Annotated in this window: 21 protein-coding genes and 1 riboswitch; of the genes, 12 read left to right on the top strand and 9 right to left on the bottom strand. The window is 67.8% G+C overall.

What is annotated here, in order from left to right:
- The first annotated feature begins 268 nt into the window (after positions 1-268).
- From WS64_RS27710 to WS64_RS27700, 3 genes are all read left to right on the top strand, one after another.
- Positions 269-1,849: an amino acid permease gene (locus WS64_RS27710; RefSeq protein WP_060968332.1), complete on the top strand. Its 1,581-nt coding sequence runs from the start codon at positions 269-271 to the stop codon at positions 1,847-1,849.
- Positions 1,850-1,987: 138 nt separating this feature from the next.
- The gene (locus WS64_RS27705) at positions 1,988-3,256 is read left to right on the top strand and encodes an NAD(P)/FAD-dependent oxidoreductase (RefSeq protein ID WP_060968331.1); all 1,269 of its coding nucleotides are present in this window, start codon (positions 1,988-1,990) and stop codon (positions 3,254-3,256) included.
- Between the two features lie 105 nt (positions 3,257-3,361).
- Complete coding sequence (locus tag WS64_RS27700; RefSeq protein ID WP_059575553.1) at positions 3,362-4,036, top strand: TetR/AcrR family transcriptional regulator; 675 nt, start codon at positions 3,362-3,364, stop codon at positions 4,034-4,036.
- Between the two features lie 54 nt (positions 4,037-4,090).
- Here WS64_RS27700 and WS64_RS27695 read toward each other — a convergent pair whose 3' ends face one another.
- Both WS64_RS27695 and WS64_RS27690 read right to left on the bottom strand, forming a co-directional pair.
- Positions 4,091-5,872: a phospholipase D-like domain-containing protein gene (locus WS64_RS27695; RefSeq protein WP_060968330.1), complete on the bottom strand. Its 1,782-nt coding sequence runs from the start codon at positions 5,870-5,872 to the stop codon at positions 4,091-4,093.
- A 105-nt stretch (positions 5,873-5,977) separates the two neighbouring features.
- The gene (locus tag WS64_RS27690) at positions 5,978-6,736 is read right to left on the bottom strand and encodes a DeoR/GlpR family DNA-binding transcription regulator (RefSeq protein WP_059575557.1); all 759 of its coding nucleotides are present in this window, start codon (positions 6,734-6,736) and stop codon (positions 5,978-5,980) included.
- Between the two features lie 228 nt (positions 6,737-6,964).
- Between WS64_RS27690 and WS64_RS27685 the strand changes: the two genes are divergently transcribed.
- From WS64_RS27685 to nadE, 3 genes are all read left to right on the top strand, one after another.
- Positions 6,965-7,150 carry a hypothetical protein gene (locus tag WS64_RS27685; RefSeq protein ID WP_006480515.1) on the top strand — a complete coding sequence of 62 codons (186 nt, stop codon included), beginning with the start codon at positions 6,965-6,967 and terminating at the stop codon, positions 7,148-7,150.
- Between the two features lie 182 nt (positions 7,151-7,332).
- Positions 7,333-8,202, top strand: coding sequence for a DMT family transporter (locus tag WS64_RS27680; protein ID WP_060968329.1), 870 nt, complete (start codon positions 7,333-7,335; stop codon positions 8,200-8,202).
- A 190-nt stretch (positions 8,203-8,392) separates the two neighbouring features.
- Positions 8,393-9,244 (top strand): ammonia-dependent NAD(+) synthetase, encoded by an 852-nt coding sequence (gene nadE / locus WS64_RS27675; protein WP_059575561.1) that lies wholly within the window; start codon positions 8,393-8,395, stop codon positions 9,242-9,244.
- A gap of 75 nt (positions 9,245-9,319) precedes the next feature.
- Here the strand turns inward: nadE and WS64_RS27670 are convergent, their stop codons facing one another.
- The 3 genes from WS64_RS27670 to WS64_RS27660 all read right to left on the bottom strand — a co-directional run bounded on the left by WS64_RS27670 (position 9,320) and on the right by WS64_RS27660 (position 13,553).
- Positions 9,320-10,996, bottom strand: coding sequence for a S10 family peptidase (locus tag WS64_RS27670; RefSeq protein WP_060968328.1), 1,677 nt, complete (start codon positions 10,994-10,996; stop codon positions 9,320-9,322).
- A gap of 73 nt (positions 10,997-11,069) precedes the next feature.
- The gene (locus WS64_RS27665; RefSeq protein WP_060968327.1) at positions 11,070-12,659 is read right to left on the bottom strand and encodes a S53 family peptidase; all 1,590 of its coding nucleotides are present in this window, start codon (positions 12,657-12,659) and stop codon (positions 11,070-11,072) included.
- A gap of 273 nt (positions 12,660-12,932) precedes the next feature.
- Positions 12,933-13,553: a LysE family translocator gene (locus WS64_RS27660; protein ID WP_060968326.1), complete on the bottom strand. Its 621-nt coding sequence runs from the start codon at positions 13,551-13,553 to the stop codon at positions 12,933-12,935.
- Between the two features lie 135 nt (positions 13,554-13,688).
- On the opposite strand from WS64_RS27660, the gene WS64_RS27655 reads away from it, so the two are divergent.
- Positions 13,689-14,153 (top strand): Lrp/AsnC family transcriptional regulator, encoded by a 465-nt coding sequence (locus WS64_RS27655; RefSeq protein ID WP_006488501.1) that lies wholly within the window; start codon positions 13,689-13,691, stop codon positions 14,151-14,153.
- 63 nt (positions 14,154-14,216) lie between these two features.
- On the opposite strand, the gene WS64_RS27650 is transcribed toward WS64_RS27655, so the two are convergent.
- A complete protein-coding gene (locus WS64_RS27650; protein ID WP_196755110.1) occupies positions 14,217-15,134 on the bottom strand; it encodes a LysR family transcriptional regulator in 918 nt (305 codons plus the stop codon).
- 134 nt (positions 15,135-15,268) lie between these two features.
- On the opposite strand from WS64_RS27650, the gene speB reads away from it, so the two are divergent.
- Both speB and WS64_RS27640 read left to right on the top strand, forming a co-directional pair.
- A complete protein-coding gene (speB, locus tag WS64_RS27645) occupies positions 15,269-16,225 on the top strand; it encodes an agmatinase (RefSeq protein WP_059643522.1) in 957 nt (318 codons plus the stop codon).
- A 54-nt stretch (positions 16,226-16,279) separates the two neighbouring features.
- Entirely contained in the window at positions 16,280-17,605 is a 1,326-nt protein-coding gene (locus WS64_RS27640; protein WP_060968325.1) for an MFS transporter, read from the top strand.
- 109 nt (positions 17,606-17,714) lie between these two features.
- On the opposite strand, the gene metE is transcribed toward WS64_RS27640, so the two are convergent.
- Positions 17,715-20,009 carry a 5-methyltetrahydropteroyltriglutamate--homocysteine S-methyltransferase gene (gene metE / locus WS64_RS27635; protein ID WP_060968324.1) on the bottom strand — a complete coding sequence of 765 codons (2,295 nt, stop codon included), beginning with the start codon at positions 20,007-20,009 and terminating at the stop codon, positions 17,715-17,717.
- Positions 20,010-20,136: 127 nt separating this feature from the next.
- Here metE and WS64_RS27630 point away from each other — a divergent pair, with 127 nt between their 5' ends.
- Positions 20,137-21,045: a LysR family transcriptional regulator gene (locus WS64_RS27630; protein WP_059643514.1), complete on the top strand. Its 909-nt coding sequence runs from the start codon at positions 20,137-20,139 to the stop codon at positions 21,043-21,045.
- A 22-nt stretch (positions 21,046-21,067) separates the two neighbouring features.
- Here WS64_RS27630 and WS64_RS27625 read toward each other — a convergent pair whose 3' ends face one another.
- On the bottom strand, positions 21,068-21,790 hold the full coding sequence (locus WS64_RS27625; RefSeq protein ID WP_060968323.1) for a CbtA family protein: 723 nt from the start codon (positions 21,788-21,790) through the stop codon (positions 21,068-21,070).
- 13 nt (positions 21,791-21,803) lie between these two features.
- The gene (locus tag WS64_RS27620) at positions 21,804-22,013 is read right to left on the bottom strand and encodes a CbtB domain-containing protein (RefSeq protein ID WP_034175140.1); all 210 of its coding nucleotides are present in this window, start codon (positions 22,011-22,013) and stop codon (positions 21,804-21,806) included.
- 33 nt (positions 22,014-22,046) lie between these two features.
- A riboswitch (cobalamin riboswitch) is annotated at positions 22,047-22,185 on the bottom strand.
- 50 nt (positions 22,186-22,235) lie between these two features.
- Between WS64_RS27620 and WS64_RS27615 the strand changes: the two genes are divergently transcribed.
- Together WS64_RS27615 and WS64_RS27610 are read left to right on the top strand one after the other, a co-directional pair.
- Positions 22,236-22,823 (top strand): histidine phosphatase family protein, encoded by a 588-nt coding sequence (locus WS64_RS27615; protein WP_060968322.1) that lies wholly within the window; start codon positions 22,236-22,238, stop codon positions 22,821-22,823.
- 164 nt (positions 22,824-22,987) lie between these two features.
- Positions 22,988-24,580 carry an inorganic phosphate transporter gene (locus WS64_RS27610; RefSeq protein WP_060968321.1) on the top strand — a complete coding sequence of 531 codons (1,593 nt, stop codon included), beginning with the start codon at positions 22,988-22,990 and terminating at the stop codon, positions 24,578-24,580.
- The last annotated feature ends 166 nt before the right edge of the window (positions 24,581-24,746 follow it).

Below are 24,746 nucleotides of genomic sequence, written 5' to 3'. Positions count from 1 at the left end.
GATGATCATCCCGCATCACCCTGTTCGGAAATATCGTTTGCCCGCCCGTGCACCCCGCACCCACAATCGGTGCGACGTCGAGGTGCAACGCACCCGGCGTGCCGCCGGCCGCCACTACGGCGCCCGGACGACCGACGAAGGCGCACGCATCAGGGCCCGGCTCAGCGGGCCGGCTTCGCCCCGCATCACCGCTGCCCGGCCCGCGGCCGGCCACGCGTCGCGCTTCGTCACCGAACAACAATCCCGGAGACAGCGCCCAGCGCCCGCCATGCATTCAGATGCCCGCCCCGATTCGTCCCGTCCATCCGGCTCGCCGCCCGCGAAGCCGTCCCTCCACCGTGCGTTGCAGGCCCGCCATCTGCGGATGATCGCGATCGGCGGCTCGATCGGCACGGGCCTGTTCGTCGCGTCCGGCGCGTCGATCTCGCAGGCCGGGCCGGGCGGCGCGATGCTCGCGTACATGGTGATCGGCCTGATGGTCTATTTCCTGATGACGAGCCTCGGCGAGATGGCCGCGTTCATGCCGGTGTCGGGCTCGTTCGCGACCTACGGCGCGAAGTTCGTCGACGAAGGCTTCGGCTTCGCGCTCGGCTGGAACTACTGGTACAGCTGGGCCGTGACGCTGGCGGTGGAACTGGTCGCCGCGCAGCTCGTGATGAATTACTGGTTCCCGCACGTGCCGGGCGTCTGGTGGAGCGCGCTGTTTCTCACGCTGATCTTCGCGCTCAACGCGCTGTCGGTGCGCGGCTTCGGCGAAGCCGAATACTGGTTCGCGCTGGTCAAGGTGCTGACGGTGCTCGCGTTCGTCGGCGTCGGGCTGCTGATGATCTTCGGGATCATGCAGGGCGGCCCGAGCGCCGGCTGGGGTAACTTCACGACCGGCGACGCGCCGTTCGTCGGCGGCTGGGCGACGATGCTCGGCGTCGCGATGATCGCGGGCTTCTCGTTCCAGGGCACCGAGATGATCGGCGTCGCGGCCGGCGAATCGGAAAACCCGCGCACGACGATTCCGCGCGCGGTGAGCCAGATCTTCTGGCGCATCCTGCTGTTCTACGTGTTCGCGATCTTCGTGATCGGCGTGCTGATTCCGTACACCGACCCGAGCCTGCTGAAGAGCGACGTGACCGATATCGGCGTGAGCCCCTTCACGCTCGTGTTCCGCCACGCGGGCCTCGCGTTCGCGGCCGGCGTGATGAACGCGGTGATCCTGACGGCCGTGCTGTCGGCCGGCAACTCGGGCATGTATGCGTCGACGCGGATGCTCTACAACCTCGCGGTCGAGGGTCGTGCGCCCAGACTCTTCGCGAAGCTGTCGCCGGGCGGCGTGCCGCGCAACGCGCTGTATGCGACGACCGCCGTCGGCGCGCTGTGCTTCCTCACGTCGCTGTATGGCGACAAGACCGTGTACCTGTGGCTGCTCAACACGTCGGGCATGGCCGGCTTCATCACGTGGCTCGGCATCGCGGTCAGCCACTACCGCTTCCGCAAGGGCTTCCTGAAGCAGGGCTACCGGCTCGACCAGTTGCCGTACCGGTCGAAGTGGTTCCCGTTCGGCCCGCTGTTCGCGTTCGCGCTGTGCGCGGTCGTCGCGCTCGGCCAGGACTACCACGCGTTCCTCGCCGACAGGATCGACTGGACGGGCGTCGCCGCGACCTACATCGGCCTGCCGTTCTTCCTCGCGATCTGGCTCGGCTACGCACTCGTGCGCAAATGCCGCCTGGTGCGCTACGAGGACATGGAAATCGCGCCGTGGATCGAACGCAACGCGGCGCATGAAGCAGCCGAAAAGGCCGACGCCGGTTATCCGGCCTACGTTGCCCGCCCGGTCAACCCGACGCCGGGCGCCTGACGCCCGGTACCGCGCCAGCGGCCACCCCTTCGCGGCGCCCGGCCCGCTGCGCTGAAAACCCGATTCGACGCGGCGCGCGCGTTCAGGCAAGATCGACGCGCCGCCCGTTTTTCCGCCGTCACGAGTCACCGAACACGCATGCAGAACTTCTACGAAGCCACCGTTTCCCGCCAGCCCTACCCGCAACTGACCGGCACGATCGATACGCAGGTCTGCATCGTCGGCGGCGGCCTCGCCGGCCTGTGCACGGCGCTCGGCCTCGTCGAACGCGGCGTGCACGACGTCGTGGTGCTGGACAGCGAGCGGGTCGGCTTCGGCGCGTCGGGCCGCAACGGCGGCTTCGTGTTCGGCGGCTACAGCCTCGACAACGCCGACCTGCTGCGCACGCTCGGCCGCGACGAAGGGCGCCGGCTGTACCGGCTCACCGTCGACGCGGTCGATCTGATCCGCGCGCGCATCGCCCGCTACGGGATCGACTGCGACATCGTCGACCGGGGCGTGATGCTCGCGAACTGGTTCGACGATCCGGCGCGGCTCGACAGCGTGCGCACGCTGATGAAAGACGAGCTAGGCGTCGACTGGGAACCCGTCCCGACCGACGCGCTGCGCGAGCGGCTGAAGACGCGGCGCTATTACGGCGGCCTGTTCGAGCCGAACGCATTCCATTTCCATCCGCTGAAGTACGTGCTCGGCGTCGCGGCGGCCGCGTCGCGCGGCGGCGCCCGCGTGTTCGAGCGCTCGGCCGCGCTCGGCATCGCGCGCGACGGCGCCGGTTACGTCGTGCGCACGGCCCAGGGCGCGGTGCGCGCGAAGGACGTCGTGTTCGCCGGCGGCGGCTACGCGCGCGGCGTGTCGCCGCGCATCGAGCGCGCGGTGCTGCCGATCGCGACCTACGTGATCGCGACCGAACCGCTCGGCACGCGCCTGCCCGACGCGATCGACGCGCCGTACGCGATCTACGACACGCGTTTCGCGTTCGACTACTACCGTCCGCTGAAGGACACGCGGATCCTGTGGGGCGGCCGGATCTCCGTGCTCGACCGCGGCCCCGACGCAATCGCGCGCCTGCTGCGGCGCGACCTGCTGCGCGTGTATCCGCAACTGGACGGCGTGAAGGTCGACTACGCGTGGGGCGGGCTGATGAGCTACGCGCGGCACAAGATGCCGCAGATCGGCCGCGACGCCGACGGCGTATGGCACGCGATCGCTTTCGGCGGCCACGGGATGGCGCCGACCACGGTGGCCGGCGAGACGCTCGCCGCCGCGCTGGCCGAAGGCCGGCCGGTGCCGGACGGCTTCGCCGCGTTCGGGCTCACGCGCACGTTCGGGCTGGCCGGCCTCGCCGCCGCGCAGCTTGCGTATACGGCGTACCAGGCCCGCGACGCGCTCGCGTCGTGCCGCCGCTGAGCGCCCGCGACGGCCTTGCCGATTAGAGCGGAAGGTCGGCCGGGCGGGCATTTTCCGCATGCTAGAATGCCTTTTCCAAGCCGCCGCGAACCACAACAAAGTCACATGAAAGCAGGAAGCAAGGCCGCCACGTCCGACCCCCGCGCGCTTGCGTCCGATGCGCGGCGCAAATACGATCCCGAGCAAACCAAGCGCAACATCCTCGAGGTCGCCACGCAGGAATTTTCCGCGATGGGCCTCGCCGGTGCGCGCGTCGACGCGATCGCCGAGCGGACGAACACGACGAAGCGGATGCTCTACTACTACTTCGAAAGCAAGGAAGGCCTGTACGAGGCCGTGCTGGAGAAGGTGTACGGCGACATCCGCGCATTCGAGCAGGAACTGCACGTCGGCGACATGGAGCCGCGCGAAGGCATGCGCCGTCTCGTCGAATTCACGTTCGACTATCACGACAAGCATCGCGATTTCGTCCGCCTCGTGTCGATCGAGAACATCCACGGCGCGAAATATCTCGAACAGCTCAAGTCGTTCAAGAACCGCAACGTCAGCATCATCAAGACGCTCGAGGAACTGGTCGAGCGCGGCGCGGCCAGCGGCGCGTTCCGCAAGGACATCGACGCATACGACCTGCACCTGCTGATCAGCTCGTTCTGCTTCCATCGCGTGGCGAACCGCTACACGTTCGGCGCCGCATTCGGCCGCGATCCGTCGGCGCCGCGCCTGCGCGCGCGGCATCGCGACACGATCGCCGACGCGGTGCTCCGCTACGTCGCCGCGTAAGCGACGGCAGCCCGTCGGAGCGCGCGCCCGCCGCGCCCGCCGCACGTCGGCGCATCAGTCCGTCGGCGCGGTCGACGCGAGCGCGATCCGCGCCTTCTCTTCCGGGCTGCCCGCCACGTAATACTTCTTCGCCCAGCTCGAATCCGGCGCGAGCGCGAGCCGTGCATGCGCGCCCGTGCCGCGCCGCTTCGCACGAATCGCCAATGCGCGAGCGCGATAGTGCTCGTAAAGCCGCAGGAATTCCGCGAGATAGATCGCCGCGATCCGCTTGTCGCGGATCTCGAGCAGGTTCTCGTCGTTGTACTGCTCGGAATTGCGGCTCATGTTCGCCGAGCCCGTATAGACGACCGGATTCGCGCCTTCCGCATCGATCACGATGAACTTGTGGTGGATCACGACGGGCGGAAACGCCGGCGCCGGCTCGCCCGGGAAGAGCCGCAACTCCGGCTCGAAACCCTGCGGCACGGTGGCCGGCGAGAAATACGATGCGTCGATCACGTCGTGGTTGTCGCGGCTGCGGTGGTACAGCTCGAGGTTCGCGAGCGCCGCCGCATCGAGCGACTGGCCGGCCTGCCGCGCGGCATCGGCCTTCGTCGCGCCGCCAACGTTGATCCGGTTCACCAGGCCGAACATCATCAGCCCGCGGTCGCCGGCCGCGAAGCACGCATCGCGCAGCGCCGCGTCGGTCGGCATGAACAGACAGAACGACACCGAATGCTTCGCGGCCGCGATCGCGGCGACGATCGTATCGATCTCGGTACGCTGCCCCGCCGGCTCCGGCGAGTACGCGACGCGTACCTGCGCGCTGCCGATCGTCATCGGCGCCGACCAGCCGGGCGACAGCCGGGCGGTTTCCGCAATCGACGGATTCCCGGCCAGCGCGAGGGCGCGCTCGTTGTACAGCGCGGCGAGCGCGGGCGAGTCGAACGCATGCAGTACGTTGGCCTGCTCGGTGAGCCCCTCGGTCGTGAAGTTCGCGGAACCCGTCAGCACGCGCGCGGGCGCCGGGTTCGACCGCGCATCGGTCACGATGAACTTGTCGTGCATGATGTGCGTCCGGTCGCGCGGGGCGAGCGTCGCGAGGCCTTGCAGCGCATCGACGGCCGGCTGGTTCGGCGACGGCAGCGGCGGCTTGCCCTTGCGCGCCGTCGTGTGCGCGTCATAGACGATCGCGAGCGACGCTTCGCCATGCCGGCGCCCGAACGCGGCGAACGCAGGCAGCGCCCACAGCGTGTCGGTCAGGTGATAGACGGCCGACACCGCGCGCGACGCGGGATCGAGCATCCGAGCGAACACCTGCTCCATGTCGTTCGCGAGCCACGTGCGCAGCTTCAGCGCCTGCGCGGCGCTCGGCGCCTCGTTCGGCGCGAGGCCGAGCGCCGCGACCTGCTTCGCGAGCGCCTGCGAACTGACCACCGCGCGGTTGAACCACGTGCCGATGCCATCCTCGACGTGCGCGGGCAGCACGACGTCGCACGCGCCGGCTTGCGCGTCGAGCACCTGCAGGTTCGCCGGCGTGCCGACGACCGGATAGACGTCGTAGCGGAACGACGCACCGCGGTCCTGCGGATCGATGCGCGCGTCCCACCACATGAATTTCTGGATCGGCGCCTGATCGGTCGGCGCATCGCCCTGCGTGTCGGCGGCCGGGCCGTCGAACGTCAGGCGGTTGGGCAGCCAGCTGTCCAACGCACGGGTCTTGCCGTCGGCCGACCAGAAGCCCGGCGTGCGCCGGATCGCGAAGCCGAGGAAATCGGCGCGCGACGCCGCATCGGGCCAGTCGAAAGCCAGCAGGACCAGGGTGGGGGAAAGATAGCTGCGCACGCTGACGGCCATTCGTTGCTCCCTGGCCTGACGGCCGGTCGAGGTGAATGGGTCAGTGTCGACGGCGGTTCTTCCGGCACGATGACCGTTCGATGAACCTTGTATGTCGGACGCGCGTCAGTCGCAAACGAGGAGCTCGATGCCGCGGGCGGTCAGCGCGCGGCGCACCGCCTTGTCCGGCGCGCGTTCGGTGACGAGATAGCGGGCGGCCGACGCGCCGTTGATCCGCACCGGCGTCACGCGGCCGAACTTCGAATGGTCGGCGACGATGATCGCCGTGCCCGCCGCCGCGATCATCCGGCTGCGCACTTCTGCCGCGAGCCGCGAGTAGTCGGTGCATTCGCCGTCGGGCGTGATGCCGCCGGCGCCGACGAACGCGAAATCGACGTGGTACTGCGCGAGCTGGTGGATCGTGTCGAGCCCGAACGTGGCGTCCTCGTCGTCGGACAGTTCGCCGCCGAGCAGCGTCACGCGGTTGCCGTTGCGCCGCGCGAGCACGAACGCGGTGCGCCAGTCGTTCGTGTAGATCGACAGCCGGTGCCGATCGGCGAGCGCCAGCGCGACCGCATGCGGCGTGCTGCCCGAATCGATCAGCACCGATGCATCGTCGGGCACGAATTCGGCCGCGCGCCGCCCGATCGTGCGCTTCGCGTCGGCGTTCGCGGCTTCGCGCTCGGACAGGCTCGGCTCGCGGCGAGCCGCGGCCAGCGCGCCGCCGTGCGTCATCACGAGCAGGCCGCGCGCGGCCAGCGCGTTCAGGTCGCGCCGCACGGTTTCGCGCGACACGTCGAGCGAACGGACGAGTTCCGCGACCGACAGCGCGCCCGAGCGCCCAAGCTCCGACAGGATGTATTGATGACGTTGTTCCGCCAGCATCGCGTGTGCGCCCGAGGCGACTGGTAATGGATAAGCCGGCCATTGTATTACGGTCGTTTGACGACCATTTGACCGCGCCGGGGAATGCGGCCGGGCGGCGGCCGCGCGCGTCGCCCGAAAGCGAAATTCAGTATTGCCGGGCGCGCGCGAATCGGCGCGGCGCCGGTTGCTACACTTGGCGTTTCGCCGAACGACCGACCAAGACCGACCAACCAGGGGGCTCGCGCCATGTATCGCAAAGGCAGTGTGATCGAAATCCAGTTTCCGCCCGAACGCCTCAACGACGCGGCGGGCGACCCGTACTGGATCGACCTGACGCTCGACGAAGCGCGCCGGCTCTACGAACAGCTCGCCGCGCGCTTCGCGACCGACGCGCGCGCCAACCAGCCGCTCGATACGTTCTCGATCGACTGATCGCCGCCGCGTCGTATCCGCCCGCACGGGGCGGTACGCATCGCCCACCCGGCGCGCGATGATCGCCCGCACCGTCACGCACCGCCCGGCGTGAGTGCAGGATTCGACAAGACACCCGCACGGCTTCGCCCGATACTGGCCGACTTTCCGGTTCTGTCCGGCCGCGTCGCGGCCCGTCACGCATGCTCAACTCGATCGTCGCCGCCGTTTTCGTCGCGCTCTGGTCCACCGGCTTCATCGTTGCACGGGCGATCAAGCCCTACGCCGATCCGAACCTGTTCCTGTTGGCGCGCTTCGCGGGCACGGCCGCGCTGTTCGGCGTGGTGGCGCTCGTCGCACGCGCGCCGTGGCCGGCCCGCCGCGAATGGCCGCGCCACCTGATCGCCGGCGCGCTGCTGCAAGGCGTCTATCTCGGCGCGAGCTACTGGGCCGTCGCGCAAGGATTGAACGCGGGCGTGATGGCGCTGCTCGGCGCGCTGCAGCCGCTCGCCACCGCCGTGCTCGCGGTCCCGCTGTTCAACGAACGCCTGCCCGCGCGCGGCTGGCTCGGGATGGCGCTCGGGCTGGCCGGCGTCGCGCTCGTGCTCGCGCCGAAGGTCACGGGCGGCGTCGCGCCGCCGCCGGGCGCGGCGCCTGCGTGGCTCGTCGTCACCGTGTCGGTTCTCTCGGTCGGGGCGATCACCGCCGGCTCGCTGTACCAGAAAGGCAAGCTCGCGCAGAGCGACCTGCGCACGGCCGTCGCCGTGCAGAACTTCGGCGCGGCGGTCGTCGCGGCCGCCTTCGTCGTGCTGCTCCATGAAACCCGCTGGATCGGCGCGCCGGCGCTGTGGGTGTCGCTCGTATGGGGCGTCGTGTTCCTGTCCGGCGGCGCGGTCACGATGCTGATGTGGATGCTGCGGCGCGGCAACGCCGCTCGCGCGACGTCGCTGATGTTTCTCGCGCCGCCGCTGGCCGCGCTGCAGGGTTACGGGCTGTTCGGCGAAACGCTCGCGACGATCCAGCTCGCCGGCTTCGCACTCGCGCTGGTGGGCGTCGTGCTCGCGCGGCGCTGACGCCGGCCGTCGCCCTGCCCGGAGGCCGTTCGCGCCACATCCCGCACCTGCCTGGCGCACCGCGCACCATGGCGATGCGCCGCGTCTCGCCGAAGCAACGCGAAACCGCCGGAAACGCAGGCCCGGCGCGGCGGCGCGCCGCGATTGCGCTTATGATGGGCGCCTTGCAATTCGTTCCGGAATTTCCCTCATGACCTCCGCCGATTACGCCAGCCGCCAACGCGCGATCATTGCCGAACTGAACGTCGCCCCGCACTTCGACGCCGAAGCCGAAATCGCCCGGCGCGTCGATTTCCTCGCGCAGTACCTTCGTTCGACCGGCCTGCGGACCTACGTGCTTGGCATCAGCGGCGGCGTCGATTCGTCGACGGCCGGACGTCTCGCGCAACTGGCGGTCGAGCGCCTGCGCGCCGACGGCTACGATGCACGCTTCATCGCGATGCGCCTGCCGAACGGCGTGCAGAACGACGAAGAGGATGCGCAGCGCGCGCTGGCGTTCGTGCGCGCGGACGAGGTGCTGACGGTCGACGTGAAGCCGGCCGCCGATGCGATGCTCCGTTCGCTGGTCGCATCCGGCCATGCGTTCGACACGCCCGCGCAGCAGGATTTCGTGCACGGCAACATCAAGGCGCGCGAGCGCATGATCGCGCAGTACGCGGTAGCCGGCGCGCGGCGCGGCATCGTGATCGGCACGGATCACGCGGCCGAATCGCTGATGGGTTTCTTCACGAAGTTCGGCGACGGCGGCGCGGACATCCTGCCGCTCGCGGGCCTGAGCAAGCGTCGCGTGCGCGCGGTCGCGCGCGCGCTCGGCGGCGACGAGCTGATCGTGATGAAGGTGCCGACGGCCGACCTCGAGGAGCTGCGCCCGCTGCGGCCCGACGAGCACGCGTATGGCGTGACCTACGACGAGATCGACGATTTCCTCGAAGGCAAGCCGGTTGCCGATCGCGTGTATGAAACGGTGCTGCGCTTCTACGACGGCTCGCGCCACAAGCGCGCACTGCCATACACGATGTTCGACTGGCCGGCCACCGCATAAGCCGGCCGCCGCGCCACCGACATACCGCCGCGCGCACCGTCACGGCTGCGCGCGGCCGACCGGCGACGGGCCACGCTACGCGCGCCCGCCCGTCTTCTTCGCCTGCAGCGCACGAATGCGCATCCGCGCGCCCGTATCGCTGACCGTCGCGTCGTACATCGTTGCGAGATCGCGCTTGAGCGCGGTGCGCGACCCGGCGTCGAGGTACACCATGTGCCCCGACGGATAGAACCGCGCGGACAGGTTCTGCCGCACCTTCTGGTCCTCCAGCGGCATCTGCTGCAGATCGATCACGGTCTGGTAGAAAGGCGTGACGAAATCGTAGAATCCGTTCGCCGACAGCACCTTCAGGTCCACGTTCAGCGCCATCACCGCGGCGAGGTCGCCGGCCGTGTAGAGAATCACGTTGCCCTGTGCATCGATGCCCTGCTGCGCGCCGGTCGGGTCGATGTGGCTGAAATCCCAGTTCTTGAAAGCCTGATCGTTCAGGTCCGTGAACGCCGAGTTCGACGTGAACTTCAACTGCTCGTTCAGGTAGCTGTTCCACATCGCCGTATAGACGCCCGTCACGGCCGTCATCGTCGGGTCGTTGCCACCCGAATTCGGGTCGATCTTGCCGGCGATGCCCGACGAGATCCCGGTCACGCGGCCGTCGTACGAACCGAGCGCGAGCCCCTGCGCATGCAGCAGCGTCGTCAGGAACAGCGAATTGCCGCGCGCGTCGTAGCCCGCGATGTCGAGACCCCACGATTGCAGCGTCGCCGTGTCGATGCCCGAGTATTCCGACAGTTTCCGCACGGTGGCCGGGTCCGCATGCGGCGCCGCGCGCAGCGCGCTCAGGTAGTCGGTGCGCGCGAACTGCGCGACTTCCTCGACGAACGCGCCGAGATCGCTCGGCGCCGGCTTGATGCCGAGCTTCTTGTGATACCACGCGTCGGCCGCGGCGGTCGGCAGCGTGCCGACCGGGTTGCCGGCCTGCCGGTAATCGAGGATCGACGATTGCAGCGTGACGCCGTTCAGGTCCACGCCGTCCTCGTGCAGCTTGTACGCGAGCACGCAGCTGCGCGCGGTGCCGTACGATTCGCCGAACAGGTATTTTGGCGAATTCCAGCGGTTGTTCTTCGTCAGGTAGCGCTTGATGAACTGCTTCAGCGAATCCGCATCCTGGTCGACGCCCCAGAAGTCGCGATTCTTGTTCGGCGCGACGGCCGCCGAATAGCCGGTGCCGACCGGATTGATGAACACCAGGTCGCTGTGGTCGATCATGCTGTCCGGGTTGTCTTCGATCTGGTACGGCGCGGGCGGCGTGAACCCCGGCATCGACGTCTTGATGCGCTTCGGCGCGAACGAGCCGAGCAGCACGAACACCGACGACGAGCCGGGCCCGCCGTTATAGAAGAACGTCACGGGCCGCGTTTCTTCCTTCGCGCCGTCCGCCGTGAACGCGACGTAGAAGATTTTCGCGGCCGGCTGCGAACTGCTGGGATCGACGGTCACGAGGTGGCCGACCGTCGCCGTGTACGCGATGCGCCTGCCGTCGATCAGGATCGTGTGGTGCGTGATCGCGGCCGCTTCGGTCGTGTCGGTCACCGAGTCGTCGGGGCCGTTGCCGTACGCGACCGGATCGAAGAACGGCTGGTCGCGGCCGCGGCTCAGCGCGACCGGGTTGATGGTCGGCGGCACGCCGTGCGAATTGTGGTCGCCGTGATGCAGCGGATACACGCCGCCGGAAGATGCGGAATCGATGTCCATCGTGCTGCTCCTGGAGGTGAAAAAAGACGCGGGCAGATCACCCGCGTCGAAAGAAAAGGCAGATACCGGCGCGTCAGCTCGACGGCTTGCGCGCGAGGAGCGCCGCCAGTTTCGCGCCGTCGGGGCTGCCGAGCCCCGTGCACGCGTCCCAGCCGGCCGCGGCCGCATAGGTGCCATTCGAGCCTTTCGTGATGTCGCGCAACGCGTCCGGATGCTTGTACAGCACCGGATTGATCCAGCCGGCCGATGCGCCGGCCGCCGCATTGATCCGCGCGATCAGCGCGGCCCACAGCGGTGCGACCGCGCTCGTGCCGCCCATCACCGCGGGCGTGCCGGCGACCGACACTTCGTAGCCCGTCTGCGGCGACGCATCGCCGGCCACGTCCGGCACACCGCGCTTGGCGAGCGGCATGGCGGTGCCGTCGGCGCGTGCGACCTTCAGCCCCTGCTGCCACGCCGGCAGGTCGAACAGCGAACTGACGCCGCCGCCGCCCGCGCCGCCGCCCGACGCCTCGTCGTTCCACGTGACCTCGCTGCGGATGCCCTGCCCCGGCAGCGCATCGAGCTGCGTGCCGCCGCAGCCGAGCACGTACGGGCTCGACGCCGGGAAATCGACGTGATCGGCGCCATCCTGCAGCCCGTCGCCCGAGCCGCTGTCGCCCGACGCCGCGCATACGGTGATGCCCTGCGCGGCGGCCGCCTGCAGCACGCGGTTGAACGCGTGTGCCGACTGCGCCTGCCAGATCGCTTCCGGGCCGCCCCAGCTGATCGAGATCACGGAAGGCCGGTGGGTCTTGTCGGTGACGGCCGCGTTGACGGCCTGGATGAAGCCCGCGTCGCTGTTCGGCGCGAAGTAGACCGCGATCTTCGCGGCCGGTGCGATCGCGCCGGCGATTTCGATGTCGAGCGCGACTTCGCCGTCCGGGCCGTTCGGCTCGCCGGTCGGCGCATTGCGGCCGGTGCCGACGTTCACGTCGACGAGCGTCGGCGGCGTCGTGATCCCGAGCCCGCGGAAATACTGCTGGATGTCGTCCGCGCGATAGCCGCCACCGAGTTCGATGATCGCGATGCATTGCCCGGCGCCGTCGCCGGCCGGAAAGTCGTACAGCGACGCAAGCTGGATCGGCGTGAACGTGACGGCCGCTCCGCCGCGCGCAGGCTTGAACGGCGGACGGAAGCGAAAATGCGGCCGCGCCTGCGGGCGGCTGTCGAGGCCGAGCACGGCGGTTACCGCGTCGCCGAGCTCGTCGGGCAGCGCGATCGGGCCCGAGCGGCCGCGATACTGGCCGATCGACCGATGCTCGAAACGCTCGAGCTTCACGCTGAACGCGGCTTCGAACTGCGCGATCGTGCCGGACACCACGACGACGCTTTCGACCGGGTCGACGCGATCGACCGTCAGTTGATGACGATGCGCGAATTCCTCGGTCTTGCGGATGTCGTCGGGATTGGCGGAGAAACGCTGCGCGAATGCGTCGCGCGACACCGGTTTGGCGCGGGCGTCGCCGGTGGCGAGCTGGTGGACCAATGCATCGAGTTGCCCTTCTTCCTGCCGCCGCAACATGATCGTGACGTGGATGCGTTCTGCCGGATCGCACTGGCCGAGACACTTGGACTCGGCGACGATGCGGGGTTCACGGTCGGCTTGAAGATGCCTTGCCATGTTCAGACCCTCCTTGGTACCGCGTTGCACGGAACAGCCAGGAAATCGGACATAGCCTGCGGACGACGGTTCCGTTCGGTCAGTCGATTCGCGACGGCGCGTTCGCGATCACGCGAAGTCAGAGGAAGTTTAGAACAGTCAGACGATTTGCGCGCACGCCCTTCTACGGCAAGCGTTTGCGCGAAGGCCGGCGTCGCGCGCGGCCTGAATCGATTCGTGCATGGCCCGCCCGCGCGGCCGATCGCCCGGCCGGCGGCCATGTCGGCGCAACGCTCAGTCCATCGACAAACGCAGCGCGAAACCGATCAACGCCGCGGAGAAGGTCCAGCGCTGCACCGTCTGCGCGAGCGGATGCGCACGCATCCACGCCGCGATGCGCGATGCGCCGAACACGCACGCGAGGTCGAAGCACACGCCGGCCGCCACCAGCAGCGCACCGAGCTCGAACATCTGCCAGACGACCGGCCCGACCTCGGGCCGCACGAACTGCGGCAACAGCACCGAGCAGAACAACAGCGCCTTCGGGTTCAGCAGATTGGTGAGCAATCCCTTCACGAACGACTGCCGCAGTTCGCCCGCCGCCGCGTCGCCGTCGCCAAGCGCGAACACGGGCGAGCGGAACACCTGGATCGCGACATACGCGAGATAGAGCGCGCCGCCGTAGCGGATCACCTCGTACAGCCACGGCGCGCTGCGGATCAGCGCCGCGACGCCGCATGCCGACAGCGTCACGTGCACGGTGCGGGCGAGCGACAGGCCGGCGGCCGCCGCCATCCCCGGCCGCACGCCGCGGCCGATGCTGGTTTGCAGCACGAGCGCCATGTCGGGCCCCGGCACCGCGTAAATGGCCGCCAGCGCGGCGAGATAAATCAACAGCAAATGCGTGGAAATCATGGTCTGCCCCTCGTCCTTCAATGACGATATGTTGCCGCCGAAGGCAGAGGGATTATTGGCCATTTGCGGCTCAGGAATGGCGAGTCGTAGCGGAATCCGCCATAATGGCGCTGTCACGACAAGGATTCCGCCAACATGATCGATCTCGACAAAACCGACCGCGCGATCCTCGCCGCGGTGCAGCGCGACGGCCGCCTGCCGATCGCGCGGCTCGCCGAATCCGTCGGCCTGTCCGAGACGCCTTGCGCGCGGCGCCTCAAACGTCTGGAAAACGACGGCTACATCGAGCGCTACCGCGCGCAACTGTCGCGCCAGGCGCTCGGTTTCGGCGTGGTCGCGTTCGTGCTCGTGCGGTTCGCGACGCACGACCGCAAGGTCGCCGACCGGTTCGAACGGGAAGTGCTCGGCATCGAGCGGATCCTGGCCTGCCACAACGTCGCGGGCACCGCCGACTACCTGTTGCAGGTGGTCGCGCGCGATCTCGACGATTACGGCACGTTCCTGCGCGATTCGCTGCGGATGCTGCCGGGTGTGACGTCGATCGAATCGGCGCTGTCGCTGCGCGAGGTGAAGCACGATGCGGGGTTGCCGGTACCGTGATGCATGGCTGTCCGACAAGCCGCCCGGGCGCAACGCGCGTTCACCCGGTCGGCCGCGCCGGCGTCACACCACGTCGGGCGCCTGATGCGCGCGCTCGAGATCCTCGAGAAACGCTTCGACCAACGGATCGCCGCGTCCGTCGCGCGCCACGACCATGTGGAACGTGACCTCGTAGTGCAGTCGATCCGGATTGAGCGGCGCGAGCAGGCCTTGCGCGACATAGGGCGCCGCGAAGTGCTGCGGCAGGTAGCCGAGGTGATGGCCTGACAGGATCAGCAGCGCGACGGCCTCCATGTTGTCGGCGGTCGCGGTCACGCGATCGGGCGTCGTCGACATCTGCGCTTCCGGCAGCGGATACGAGCGCCACGCCCACTCGAAGCCGGCGACGTCGGCCGGCGTCAGCGTGCCGGCGCCGTCGAAGAGCGGATGGCCGCGGCCGCAGTACGCGACCTGCCGCTCGATGAACAGCGGCGTGTAGTGCAGCGTCGGCACGCGATGCCAGAAATAGCCGACCGCGATCTGGATCTCGTTGCTCAGCAGCTTTTCCTCGAGATCCCCGGGCGCGCGCACCGAGATCGAGAAGCGCACGGCCTCGTCGCGCGTGCGGAACGCGGCGATCGCCTCGGCGATCCGCGCGTTCTGGCTCACCGGCGTATGGCCGATCAGGCCAATGTTCAGCGTGCCGACCAGTTGGCGATCCATGTGCCGCGCGGCCATCCCGAATTCGTCGAGCGCCGCGAGCAGCTTGCGGCTCATCGCGTGGAACCGTTCGCCCTTCGGCGTGAGCCGGAAGCCACTGCGGCCGCGCTCGCACAGCCGGTAGCCGAGCCGCGTCTCGAGCGACGACAGTTGCGCGCTGATCGTCGACTGGCCGACGTTCAGTATCGCCTGCGCGGCCGACACGCCGCCCGCGTCCGTGACCGCGAGAAACACGCGGATCAACCGCAGATCGAGGGTCGACAGATTCCCCAGCACGTTCATCCCCTTCCATACATCGATGAAGATCGATGTTTACGTCGATATCTTCGCATTCTTCTTTGCCGGCGGAGCGCGTAAAACTGTGCGCCAGGCCGCGTCGCATGATACGGCAACCCCACACCGGAAGAGACGAACCCATGAACGACCACACCCATTTCCAGCCGCTCGGCGGCAATGAAATGCCGCGCTCCGGCGGCATCGCGACGATGATGCGCCTGCCGCACGTGGCGAGCGCCGAAGGCCTCGACGCATGTTTCGTCGGCGTGCCGTTCGATCTCGGCACGTCGAACCGCACCGGCGCGCGCTTCGGCCCGCGCCAGATCCGCACCGAATCGGTGCTGCTGCGTCCGTACAACATGGCCACGCGCGCGGCGCCCTTCGATTCGCTGCAGATCGCCGACATCGGCGACGTCGCGGTCAACCCGTACAACCTGCACGATTCGATCGCCCGCATCGAGGCCGCGTACGACGCGATTCTCGAGCACGACTGCAAGCCGATCACGCTCGGCGGCGATCATACGATCGCGCTGCCGATCCTGCGCGCGATCCACCGCAAGCACGGCAAGGTTGCATTGATCCACGTCGATGCACACGCCGACGTGAACGATACGATGATGGGCGAAAAGATCGCGCACGGCACGCCGTTCCGCCGCGCGGTCGAGGAAGGGCTGCTGCACGGCGACAAGGTCACGCAGATCGGCCTGCGCGGCACCGGCTACGCGGCCGAGGATTTCGACTGGTGCCGCGAGCAGGGCTTCCGCGTCGTCCAGGCCGAGGAATGCTGGAACAAATCGCTCGCGCCGCTGATGGAAGAAGTGCGCGCGCGCATCGGCGACACGCCCGTCTACATCACGTTCGACATCGACGGCATCGACCCGGCCTACGCACCGGGCACCGGCACGCCGGAAATCGCGGGCCTCACGGTGCCGCAAGCGCTCGAGATCATCCGCGGCGCGAAGGGGCTGAACATCGTCGGCTGCGATCTCGTCGAAGTCGCGCCGCCGTACGACCCGTTCGGCACCACGGCGCTGCTCGGCGCGAACCTCGCGTACGAGCTGCTGTGCGTGCTGCCGGGCGTCGCCTACCGCGACTGATCCCGGCGCCGCCACTATTCCAAATCAGAGGATTCCAGAGGAGCACACACCAAGATGGGGACTTCCGCCAAGCAACCGAAGCGTGCGGCGCTCGCTTCGTTCGTCGGCACCACGATCGAGTGGTACGACTTCTATAGTTATGCGACCGCCGCCGCCATCGTGTTCGGGCCGCTGTTCTTTCCCGGCGAAAACCGCTTCATCAGCCTGCTCGCATCGTTCGGCTCGTTCGCGGTCGGTTTCTTCGCGCGGCCGCTCGGCGGCGTGATGTTCGGCTATCTCGGCGACCGCTTCGGCCGCAAGCGCTCGCTGCTCGCGACGCTGATGCTGATGGCCGTGTCGACGGTCGCGATCGGCCTGCTGCCGACCCATGCGCAAGCCGGCGTGATCGCACCGGTCCTGCTCGTGCTGATGCGCGTGCTGCAAGGCATCGCGGTCGGCGGCGAATGGGGCGGCGCGGTGCTGCTCGCCGGCGAGCATGCACCCGAGGGCAAGCGCACGTTCTTCGCGTCGTTCGCGCAGTTGGGCAGCGCGAGCGGCCTGATCCTGTCGATGCTCGCGTTCGGCGCGATCAGCACGCTGTCGAAGGACGACATGATGAGCTGGGGCTGGCGCGTGCCGTTCCTCGCGAGTTCCGTGCTGCTGATCGTCGGCTTCGTGATCCGCGCGAGCGTGTCGGAATCGCCCGAGTTCGAGGAAGTCAGGAAGAGCGGCAACATCGCGCAAAAGCCGCTGCGCGAAGCGCTCAAGGTCTGGCCGCTGCTGCTGCTCGCGATCGGCGCGAACGTGTACGGGATCGCCGGCGTGTATTTCAGCAACATCTTCATGATCAGCTATGCGACGCAATTCCTGTCGCTCGACCGGTCGATGGTGCTGCATTGCATGACGATCGTCGCGGTGCTGCAGTTCGTCGTGCAGCTCGCGGCCGCGTTCCTCGCGCAGCGCTTCGGCACCACGCGCGTGCTGCTGATCACCGGCGCCTGGGCGATGATCGTCCCGTTCGTGATGCTGCCGCTCGTGCACCTGGGCACGCCGGTGTCGATCACGATCGGCGTCGGACTCGCGACGCTCGCGGAATCGGGCTACTACTCGGTCGTCGCGGGCTTCGTCAGCGGCATCTTCGTCGCGCGGATCCGCTATACGGCGATCTCGATCGCGTACCAGGTGTGCGGCGCGCTCGCCGGCGGCCTCACGCCGCTGGTCGCGACCATCATCGCACAGCACGCCGCGCCGCAATGGTGGCCGCTCGCGCTCCAGTACACGAGTGCGGCCGTGCTGTCGTCGCTCTGCGTGTGGCTGATCTCGCGCCGCGTCCGCATCGACGATGCGGGTGCGCCCGGCAAGACGAACGACGCGCTGCCGCGCGGCACGCGCACCGCGTAGCGCTCGACGCGTGGTGCACATGCATGCATGACAAAAAACGACCCGCTGCCGCGGGTCGTTTTTTTCGTCCGATCGTAGATCGCGACGGTACCGCACCGCGTTCGCTGCGTCACTGCACCTGATTGCGCAGCGTCTTCGCGGCGGCGACCATGTTCGTCAGCGCCGGAATCACTTCCGCCCACTGCCGCGTCTTCAGCCCGCAATCCGGGTTCACCCACAGACGTTCCGCCGGAATCCGTTCGGCCGCCTTCTTCATCAACCCGACGATGTGATCCTGCGTCGGAATGTTCGGCGAATGGATGTCGTACACGCCCGGCCCGATTTCATTCGGATACTTGAACGTGTCGAACGCGTCGAGCAGCTCCATGTCCGAGCGCGACGTCTCGATCGTGATCACGTCGGCATCCATGTCGGCGATCGACGCGATGATGTCGTTGAATTCCGAATAGCACATGTGCGTGTGGATCTGCGTATCGTCCTGCACCCCGTTCGCGGCGATGCGGAACGACTCGACGGCCCACTTCAGGTATTCGCTCCATTGCGCGCGGCGCAACGGCAGACCTTCGCGCAGCGCCGCTTCGTCGATCTGGATCACGCGCACGCCCGCCTTCTCGAGATCGAGCACTTCGTCGCGGATCGCCAGCGCAAGCTGGTAGCACGATACCGAGCGCGGCTGGTCGTCACGCACGAACGACCAGTTCAGGATCGTCACCGGGCCGGTCAGCATGCCCTTCATCGGCTTGTCCGTCAGTGACTGCGCATAGGCGATCCACTCGACCGTCATCGCCTTCGGGCGGCTGATGTCGCCGAACAGGATCGGCGGCTTCACGCAGCGCGAACCGTACGACTGCACCCAGCCGAACTGGCTGAACGCGTAGCCGTCGAGTTGCTCGCCGAAGTATTCGACCATGTCGTTGCGCTCGGCTTCGCCATGCACGAGCACGTCGAGTTCGAGCGACTCCTGTTCGCGCACGCTGCGTTCGATCTCGGCCTGCATCGCCGTGCGATAGCCGGCTTCGTCCAGCGCGCCGGCCTTGAACCGGCTGCGCGCCTGGCGGATCTCGGCGGTCTGCGGGAACGAACCGATCGTCGTCGTCGGAAACGCCGGCAGGTTCAGTCGCGCCGACTGCTTCGACGCACGCTGCGTATAGGGGCTCGCACGGTTGCCGAGCTGCGCGTCGATGCGCGCGATCGCGGCCTTCACCGCCGGGTTGTTCACGCGCGGCGAGCGGCGGCGCGAATCGATCGCGGCGGCATTCGCGGCGAGCGCGTCGGCCACCTTGTCGCGGCCTTCGTTCAGCGCGGTCGCGAGCACCTTCAACTCGTCGAGTTTCTGCAGCGCGAACGCGAGCCACGAGCGGATTTCCGCGTCGAGCTTCTCCTCGCTCGCGAGATCGACCGGCACATGGAGCAGCGAGCACGACGGCGCGAGCCACAGCCGGTCGCCCAGTTGCTTCGCGAGCGGTTCGAGCCAGTCGAGCGTCGCGTTCAGGTCGGTCTTCCAGATGTTGCGGCCATTGATCGCGCCCACCGACAGCACGCGGTCGGCCGGCAGTTCACGCACCAGCGCGTCGACTTCGTCGCGTGCGTTGATCGCGTCGATATGCAGGCCGTCGACCGGCAGCGACGCCGCGAGCGTCAGGTTGTCCTGAAGCTGGCCGAAGTACGTGGCGAGCAGCAGCTTGATGCGGCGCGTTTCCAGCGCCGCGTACGCGGTGCGCAATGCCTGGCGCCATTCGGCATCGAGCTCGGTCACGAGAATCGGCTCGTCGATCTGCACCCATTCGACGCCCTGCGCGGTCAGCGTGTCGAGCAGCGCGCCGTACACCGGCAGCAGCTTCGGCAGCAACGCGAGGCGATCGGAATCGTCCTTCGGCTTGCCGAGCCACAGGTACGTGACGGGGCCGAGAATCACCGGTTTCGCGCGCACGCCCTGCGCGTTCGCTTCGGCCAGTTGCTGCAGCAGACGCGACGGATCGAGCGAGAAATTCGTATCCGCGTGGAACTCCGGCACGATGTAGTGGTAGTTCGTGTCGAACCACTTCGTCATTTCGCCGGCTGCGACACCGCCGCAGCACGCCGCATGCTCTTCCGCCGACTGTGCCGAACGGCCGCGCGCGACGCGGAAATAGTTGTCGAGCGCATCGCCGTGGAAATCCTGCACGCGCTTCGGCAGGTTGCCGAGCGTGAAGCTCATGTCGAGCACCTGGTCGTAGAACGCGAAGTCGCCGATCGGCGCGAGATCGAGATCACGCTGGTCGTGCCAGTGGCGCCGCCGCAACTCGGCGCCGAGCGCCTTCAGTTCGTCGCGCGACGATTCGCCCTTCCAGTAGCGTTCGAGACCGAACTTGAGTTCGCGCTTCGCGCCGATGCGCGGAAAACCGAGATTGTGTGTCGTGACCATGAAACTGCCGTCCAGAGAAAAATGAAGATCCGGCAGCCATCATAGGGATTTCAAACCATGAAATAAAATGTCATTATTTCATTCATCCATTAACATTCTTCATGTATTCGTGGAATAAGCGCCATCCATGCTGGAACGATTCCATCTCGTCGTCATCCGTGAAGTCGAGCGCCAGGGCTCGCTGACCGCGGCGGCCAATGCATTGCACCTCACGCAGTCGGCGCTCAGCCATACCGTCAGGAAAATCGAGCAGCAGCTCGGCACACCGATCTGGGACCGGGAAGGCCGCGGCCTGCGGCTCACGCAGGGCGGGCAGTATCTGCTGAAGCTGGCGAACCGGCTGCTGCCGCAGTTCGAGCTCGCCGAGGAACGGATGAGGCAGTACGCGAAAGGCGAGCGCGGCACGCTACGCATCGGGATGGAGTGCCACCCGTGCTACCAGTGGCTGCTGAAGGTCGTGTCGCCGTACCTGTCGCGCTGGCCCGACGTCGACGTGGACGTGAAGCAGCGCTTCCAGTTCGGCGGCATCGGTGCGCTGTTCGGTTACGACATCGACGTGCTGGTGACGCCCGATCCGCTGAACAAGCCGGGGCTGCGTTTCGATCCCGTGTTCGACTACGAACAGGTGCTCGTGGTCGCGGATTCGCACCGGTTCGCACATGCCGACTACGTGACGCCCGAGCAGCTGACCGACGAGATCCTGATCACGTACCCGGTCGAAACCGACCGGCTCGACATCTACAACCAGTTCCTGACGCCGGCCGGCATCGTGCCGAGGCGGCACAAGTCGATCGAGACGACCGACATCATGTTGCAGATGGTCGCGAGCGGGCGCGGCGTGGCCGCGCTGCCGCGGTGGCTCGCGGACGAGTACGCGGACCGGATGCCGGTCGTGCCGGTCAAGCTCGGCAAGAAGGGCATCGCGAAGCAGATCTTCCTCGGCATCCGTGAAGCGGATGCATCGATCGACTATCTGGCCGCGTTCGTCGCGCTGGCACGCGAATCGACGTGGAGCGCGCCGCGCATGCTGCGCTAGGCGCGCCCGGTTGCCCCGCGCGTCAGGCGGCGCGCATTCCCGTGCGCTCGCCGCGCTCGACCCATGCACCGAACAGCAGGCCGATCGTCGTCCACATGATCACCTGCATGCCGATGGCCGCCACGCGGAATTTCCACAGCAAGGCCGCCGGGAAATCGGCCGGCAACTCGCTGACCGACGGCAGCCCGATCTGCACGGCCGCGATGATCGCGACGAACACGAGCCCGGCGACGATCGACGCGTTCCACTGCCCGAGCTTCGCCAGCAAATGACGGCGCACGCCGACCGAGAACACCATCGTCGCGACCGAGATCGCGATCATCAGGAAAAACAGGCCCGTGCGATAGCCGATCGTGTCGGGGTCGCCGACCGACGGCGGATTGGCCGGGTACTTGAGGTTCGGCACGATCACGAGCGCGACGAACGCCGCCAGCGCGAGCCACGCGGCAAGCGGGCGCGCCGGCAGGCGGCTGCCGCGCCCGTACGCATACGCGAAGACCAGCGAGAACAGCCCGCCGAATGCCGCGCCGTAGGTCACGACGCCCGTCAGCAGCCCGAGGCCGGCCTGCGTATGGCGGCTGACCAGCTCGGGCTCCGGCGCCTCGCCTTGGGCGGCGGTGGTTTTTTCCTCGAAGGCGATTGCCTGATCGACTTGCGGTTCGCCGACGATTTTCGCGAAACCGAACGTGAGGAGGCCCGCGGCGATGCCGGCGAGCATCCCGCGCATGAGCAGCTTTCCGACCATCTTTTACTCCGCGTCAGTGGCAGGGAAAGCCGAGCAGATGGCGGCCGTCGTGGACGAATTCGTGTACGACCATGCCCGGCACGAGCGACGTCGCGCCCTGTTCCGCACCGACGAAATAGAGTGCGAGCAGCAGGATCAGGCCGACGAACACGGCCCACGGCAACAGCTCACGGACGGGGATGGGCGCCGGCACGACCGCCGGCTTCAGCACTGCTTCGCTCATGGATGCACCTCAGGGGAATCGCGCCCCGACAAATGATGGATGGGTACGAAGGCAGGTCTGGCTTCCGGGATCATCGATTCTCCGGTTACAGTGGCGCGACCGCGCCGGAATTGCACCGGCTTCCGCGCTTCGTATCGGGCGAATTGTACGCGCGAACGTTCGCGTATTGAAGCGATGCCACATGGGCAAGCGCATCCCGTTCCGGATCATCCGACAACCGACATGACCCTGCCTGCCTCGCTGCGCCTGATCGCGCACGCATCGACCCGCGCCATGCGCACCGGCACGTTTCCCGACGACGATCCGCTCGACGCGCGCGCGCTCGCCGAAGCCGCTGCGTTGCGCGGCCGATGGATGGGCGTTGCCGGCTCGCTCGTGCTGTGCAGCCCGGCACGCTGCGCACGGCAGACGGCCGACGCACTCGGACTGCACGCCGATATCGACGATGCGCTGCGCGACGTCGACTACGGGAACTGGCGCGGCAAGCGGCTGCACGATCTCGCGCGCGACCTGCCCGACGAACTTGCCGCGTGGATCGGCTCGCCGTCCGCGTCGCCGCATCGCGGCGAATCGTTCGACGCCGCCGCGCATCGGGTCGGCGCATGGCTGGCCGCATTGCCGCGCGATCGCGATGTCGTCGCGATCACGCATGCACCGATCGTCCGCGCGGCCATCGCGCACGTGCTGCGGATGGATCGCGAGGCGGCCGCCCGCCTCGACGTCGCGCCGCTGTCGTGCACGACGTTCGTCGCGTCGCCCGGCGGCTGGACGTTGGCCGCGACAGACGACGTGCACGACACGGGTGCGTAGGCCACTGTCTCGTTCACGATGTGGGCAGACGATGCCCCCCGACGCGTCACATGCCGCCGCTTGCCTTACATCCCGTAAGACGCACCGTTCGTCGTCCCGACTGTCATCAAACTGACTGCTAGCCGCAGCTAGGATCGGACGCGGTTCCCTCACGAGATGCCGTCATGAATCAACCCGCTTCGTCCTCCCCGCACCATCCCGGCTCCGTCGCACGCAACAGGCAGATCGGTTATGCCGCATTTCTGCTGGTGCTCGTGCTCGGCGCCGTCTATATCGCCACGCACTTGCTCGCCGATCTGGCGCCGGTCCGCGAAGGGACGCTGTTCCCGTATCTGCTGCTCGGCGCCGCGCTGCTGATCGCGCTCGGCTTCGAATTCGTCAACGGCTTCCACGACACCGCGAATGCGGTCGCCACCGTGATCTATACGCACTCGCTGACGCCGAACGTCGCGGTGATCTGGTCGGGCATGTGGAACTTCCTCGGTGTGATGGTCTCGAGCGGTGCCGTCGCCTTCGGCATCCTGCAGTTGCTGCCGGTCGAGCTGATCCTACAGGTCGGCAGCGGCGCGGGCTTCGCGATGGTGTTCGCGCTGCTGATCGCCGCGATCGTCTGGAACCTCGCGACCTGGTATTTCGGATTGCCGTCTTCGAGCTCGCATACGCTGATCGGCTCGATCATCGGCGTCGGGCTGATGAACCAGCTGATGCACGGGCCGTCCGGCACGAGCGGCGTCGACTGGGGCCAGGCGCTCGGCGTCGGCAAGTCGCTGCTGCTCTCGCCGATCGTCGGTTTCCTGTGTGCGTCGCTGCTGCTACTCGCGCTGAAGGCCGTCGTGCGGATTCCCGAGCTGTACAAGGAGCCACCGAAGGACCAGCCGCCGCCGTTCTGGATTCGCTGCCTGCTGATCCTCACCTGCACCGGCGTGTCGTTCGCACACGGGTCGAACGACGGGCAGAAAGGGATGGGCCTCATCATGCTGATCCTGATCGGCACCGTGCCCACCGCGTATGCGCTGAACAAGGCCGTCACGCCCGCCGAATCGCAGACCTTCGTGGCCGTCGCGAACCAGGCGGCCGCGACGTTCGGGAAGTACACGAACGGCATCGCGCCGTCCGCGAACCCGCGCGCCGATGTCGAACACTACGTGCAGCATCGTGAACTGACGCCCGCCGTACTGCCGGCCGTCGCGCAGTTGTCCACGTCGCTCGCGACCGCCGTCGGCGCGTCGGGCTCGATGGCGGCCGTGCCGCAGCGCGACGTCGACAACGTGCGCAACACGATGTATCTCGTCTCCGAAGCCATTCGCCTGATCGAGAAGTCGGGCCAGCCCGCGTTCGCGGCCGACGACAAGCTCGCGATCGACAACTATCGCACGCAGCTCGACCACGCGACGAAGTTCATTCCGACGTGGGTGAAGGTCGCCGTCGCGATCGCGCTGGGTCTCGGCACGATCGTCGGCTGGAAGCGCATCGTCGTGACCGTCGGCGAAAAAATCGGCAAGCAGCATCTGACGTATGGACAAGGCGCATCGGCCGAACTCGTCGCGATGCTGACGATCGGCGCCGCCGACGTGTACGGGTTGCCCGTGTCGACGACTCACGTGCTGTCGTCGGGTGTCGCGGGCACGATGGCGGCGAACGGCTCCGGCTTGCAATGGAGCACGGTGCGCAGCCTCGTCCTCGCATGGGTGCTCACGCTGCCGGCGTCGATCGCGCTGGCGGCCGGGCTTTACTGGTTGTTTCGGTCGCTGGCCTGATCGCGGACGCGGCGGGTGGCGCCGGGTGCCGGCCATCCGCCGCGGCAGACCAGATCTGTCGCTTCGCTGCCCATCAGTTCGTCCGCCGCTCCGCCGCCTCCCCGCTCCCACCCGTCGCCACCTTCAGTGTGTCGATGGCGCGCCTTCAACGCTTCCCCTTCCCCGT

It is taken from the genome of Burkholderia anthina, assembly GCF_001547525.1.
GTDB classification, from domain to species: Bacteria; Pseudomonadota; Gammaproteobacteria; order Burkholderiales; family Burkholderiaceae; genus Burkholderia; species Burkholderia semiarida.
The sequence above is the reverse complement of the archived record's forward strand: the minus strand, read 5'-3'. Positions and strand labels throughout refer to the sequence as shown.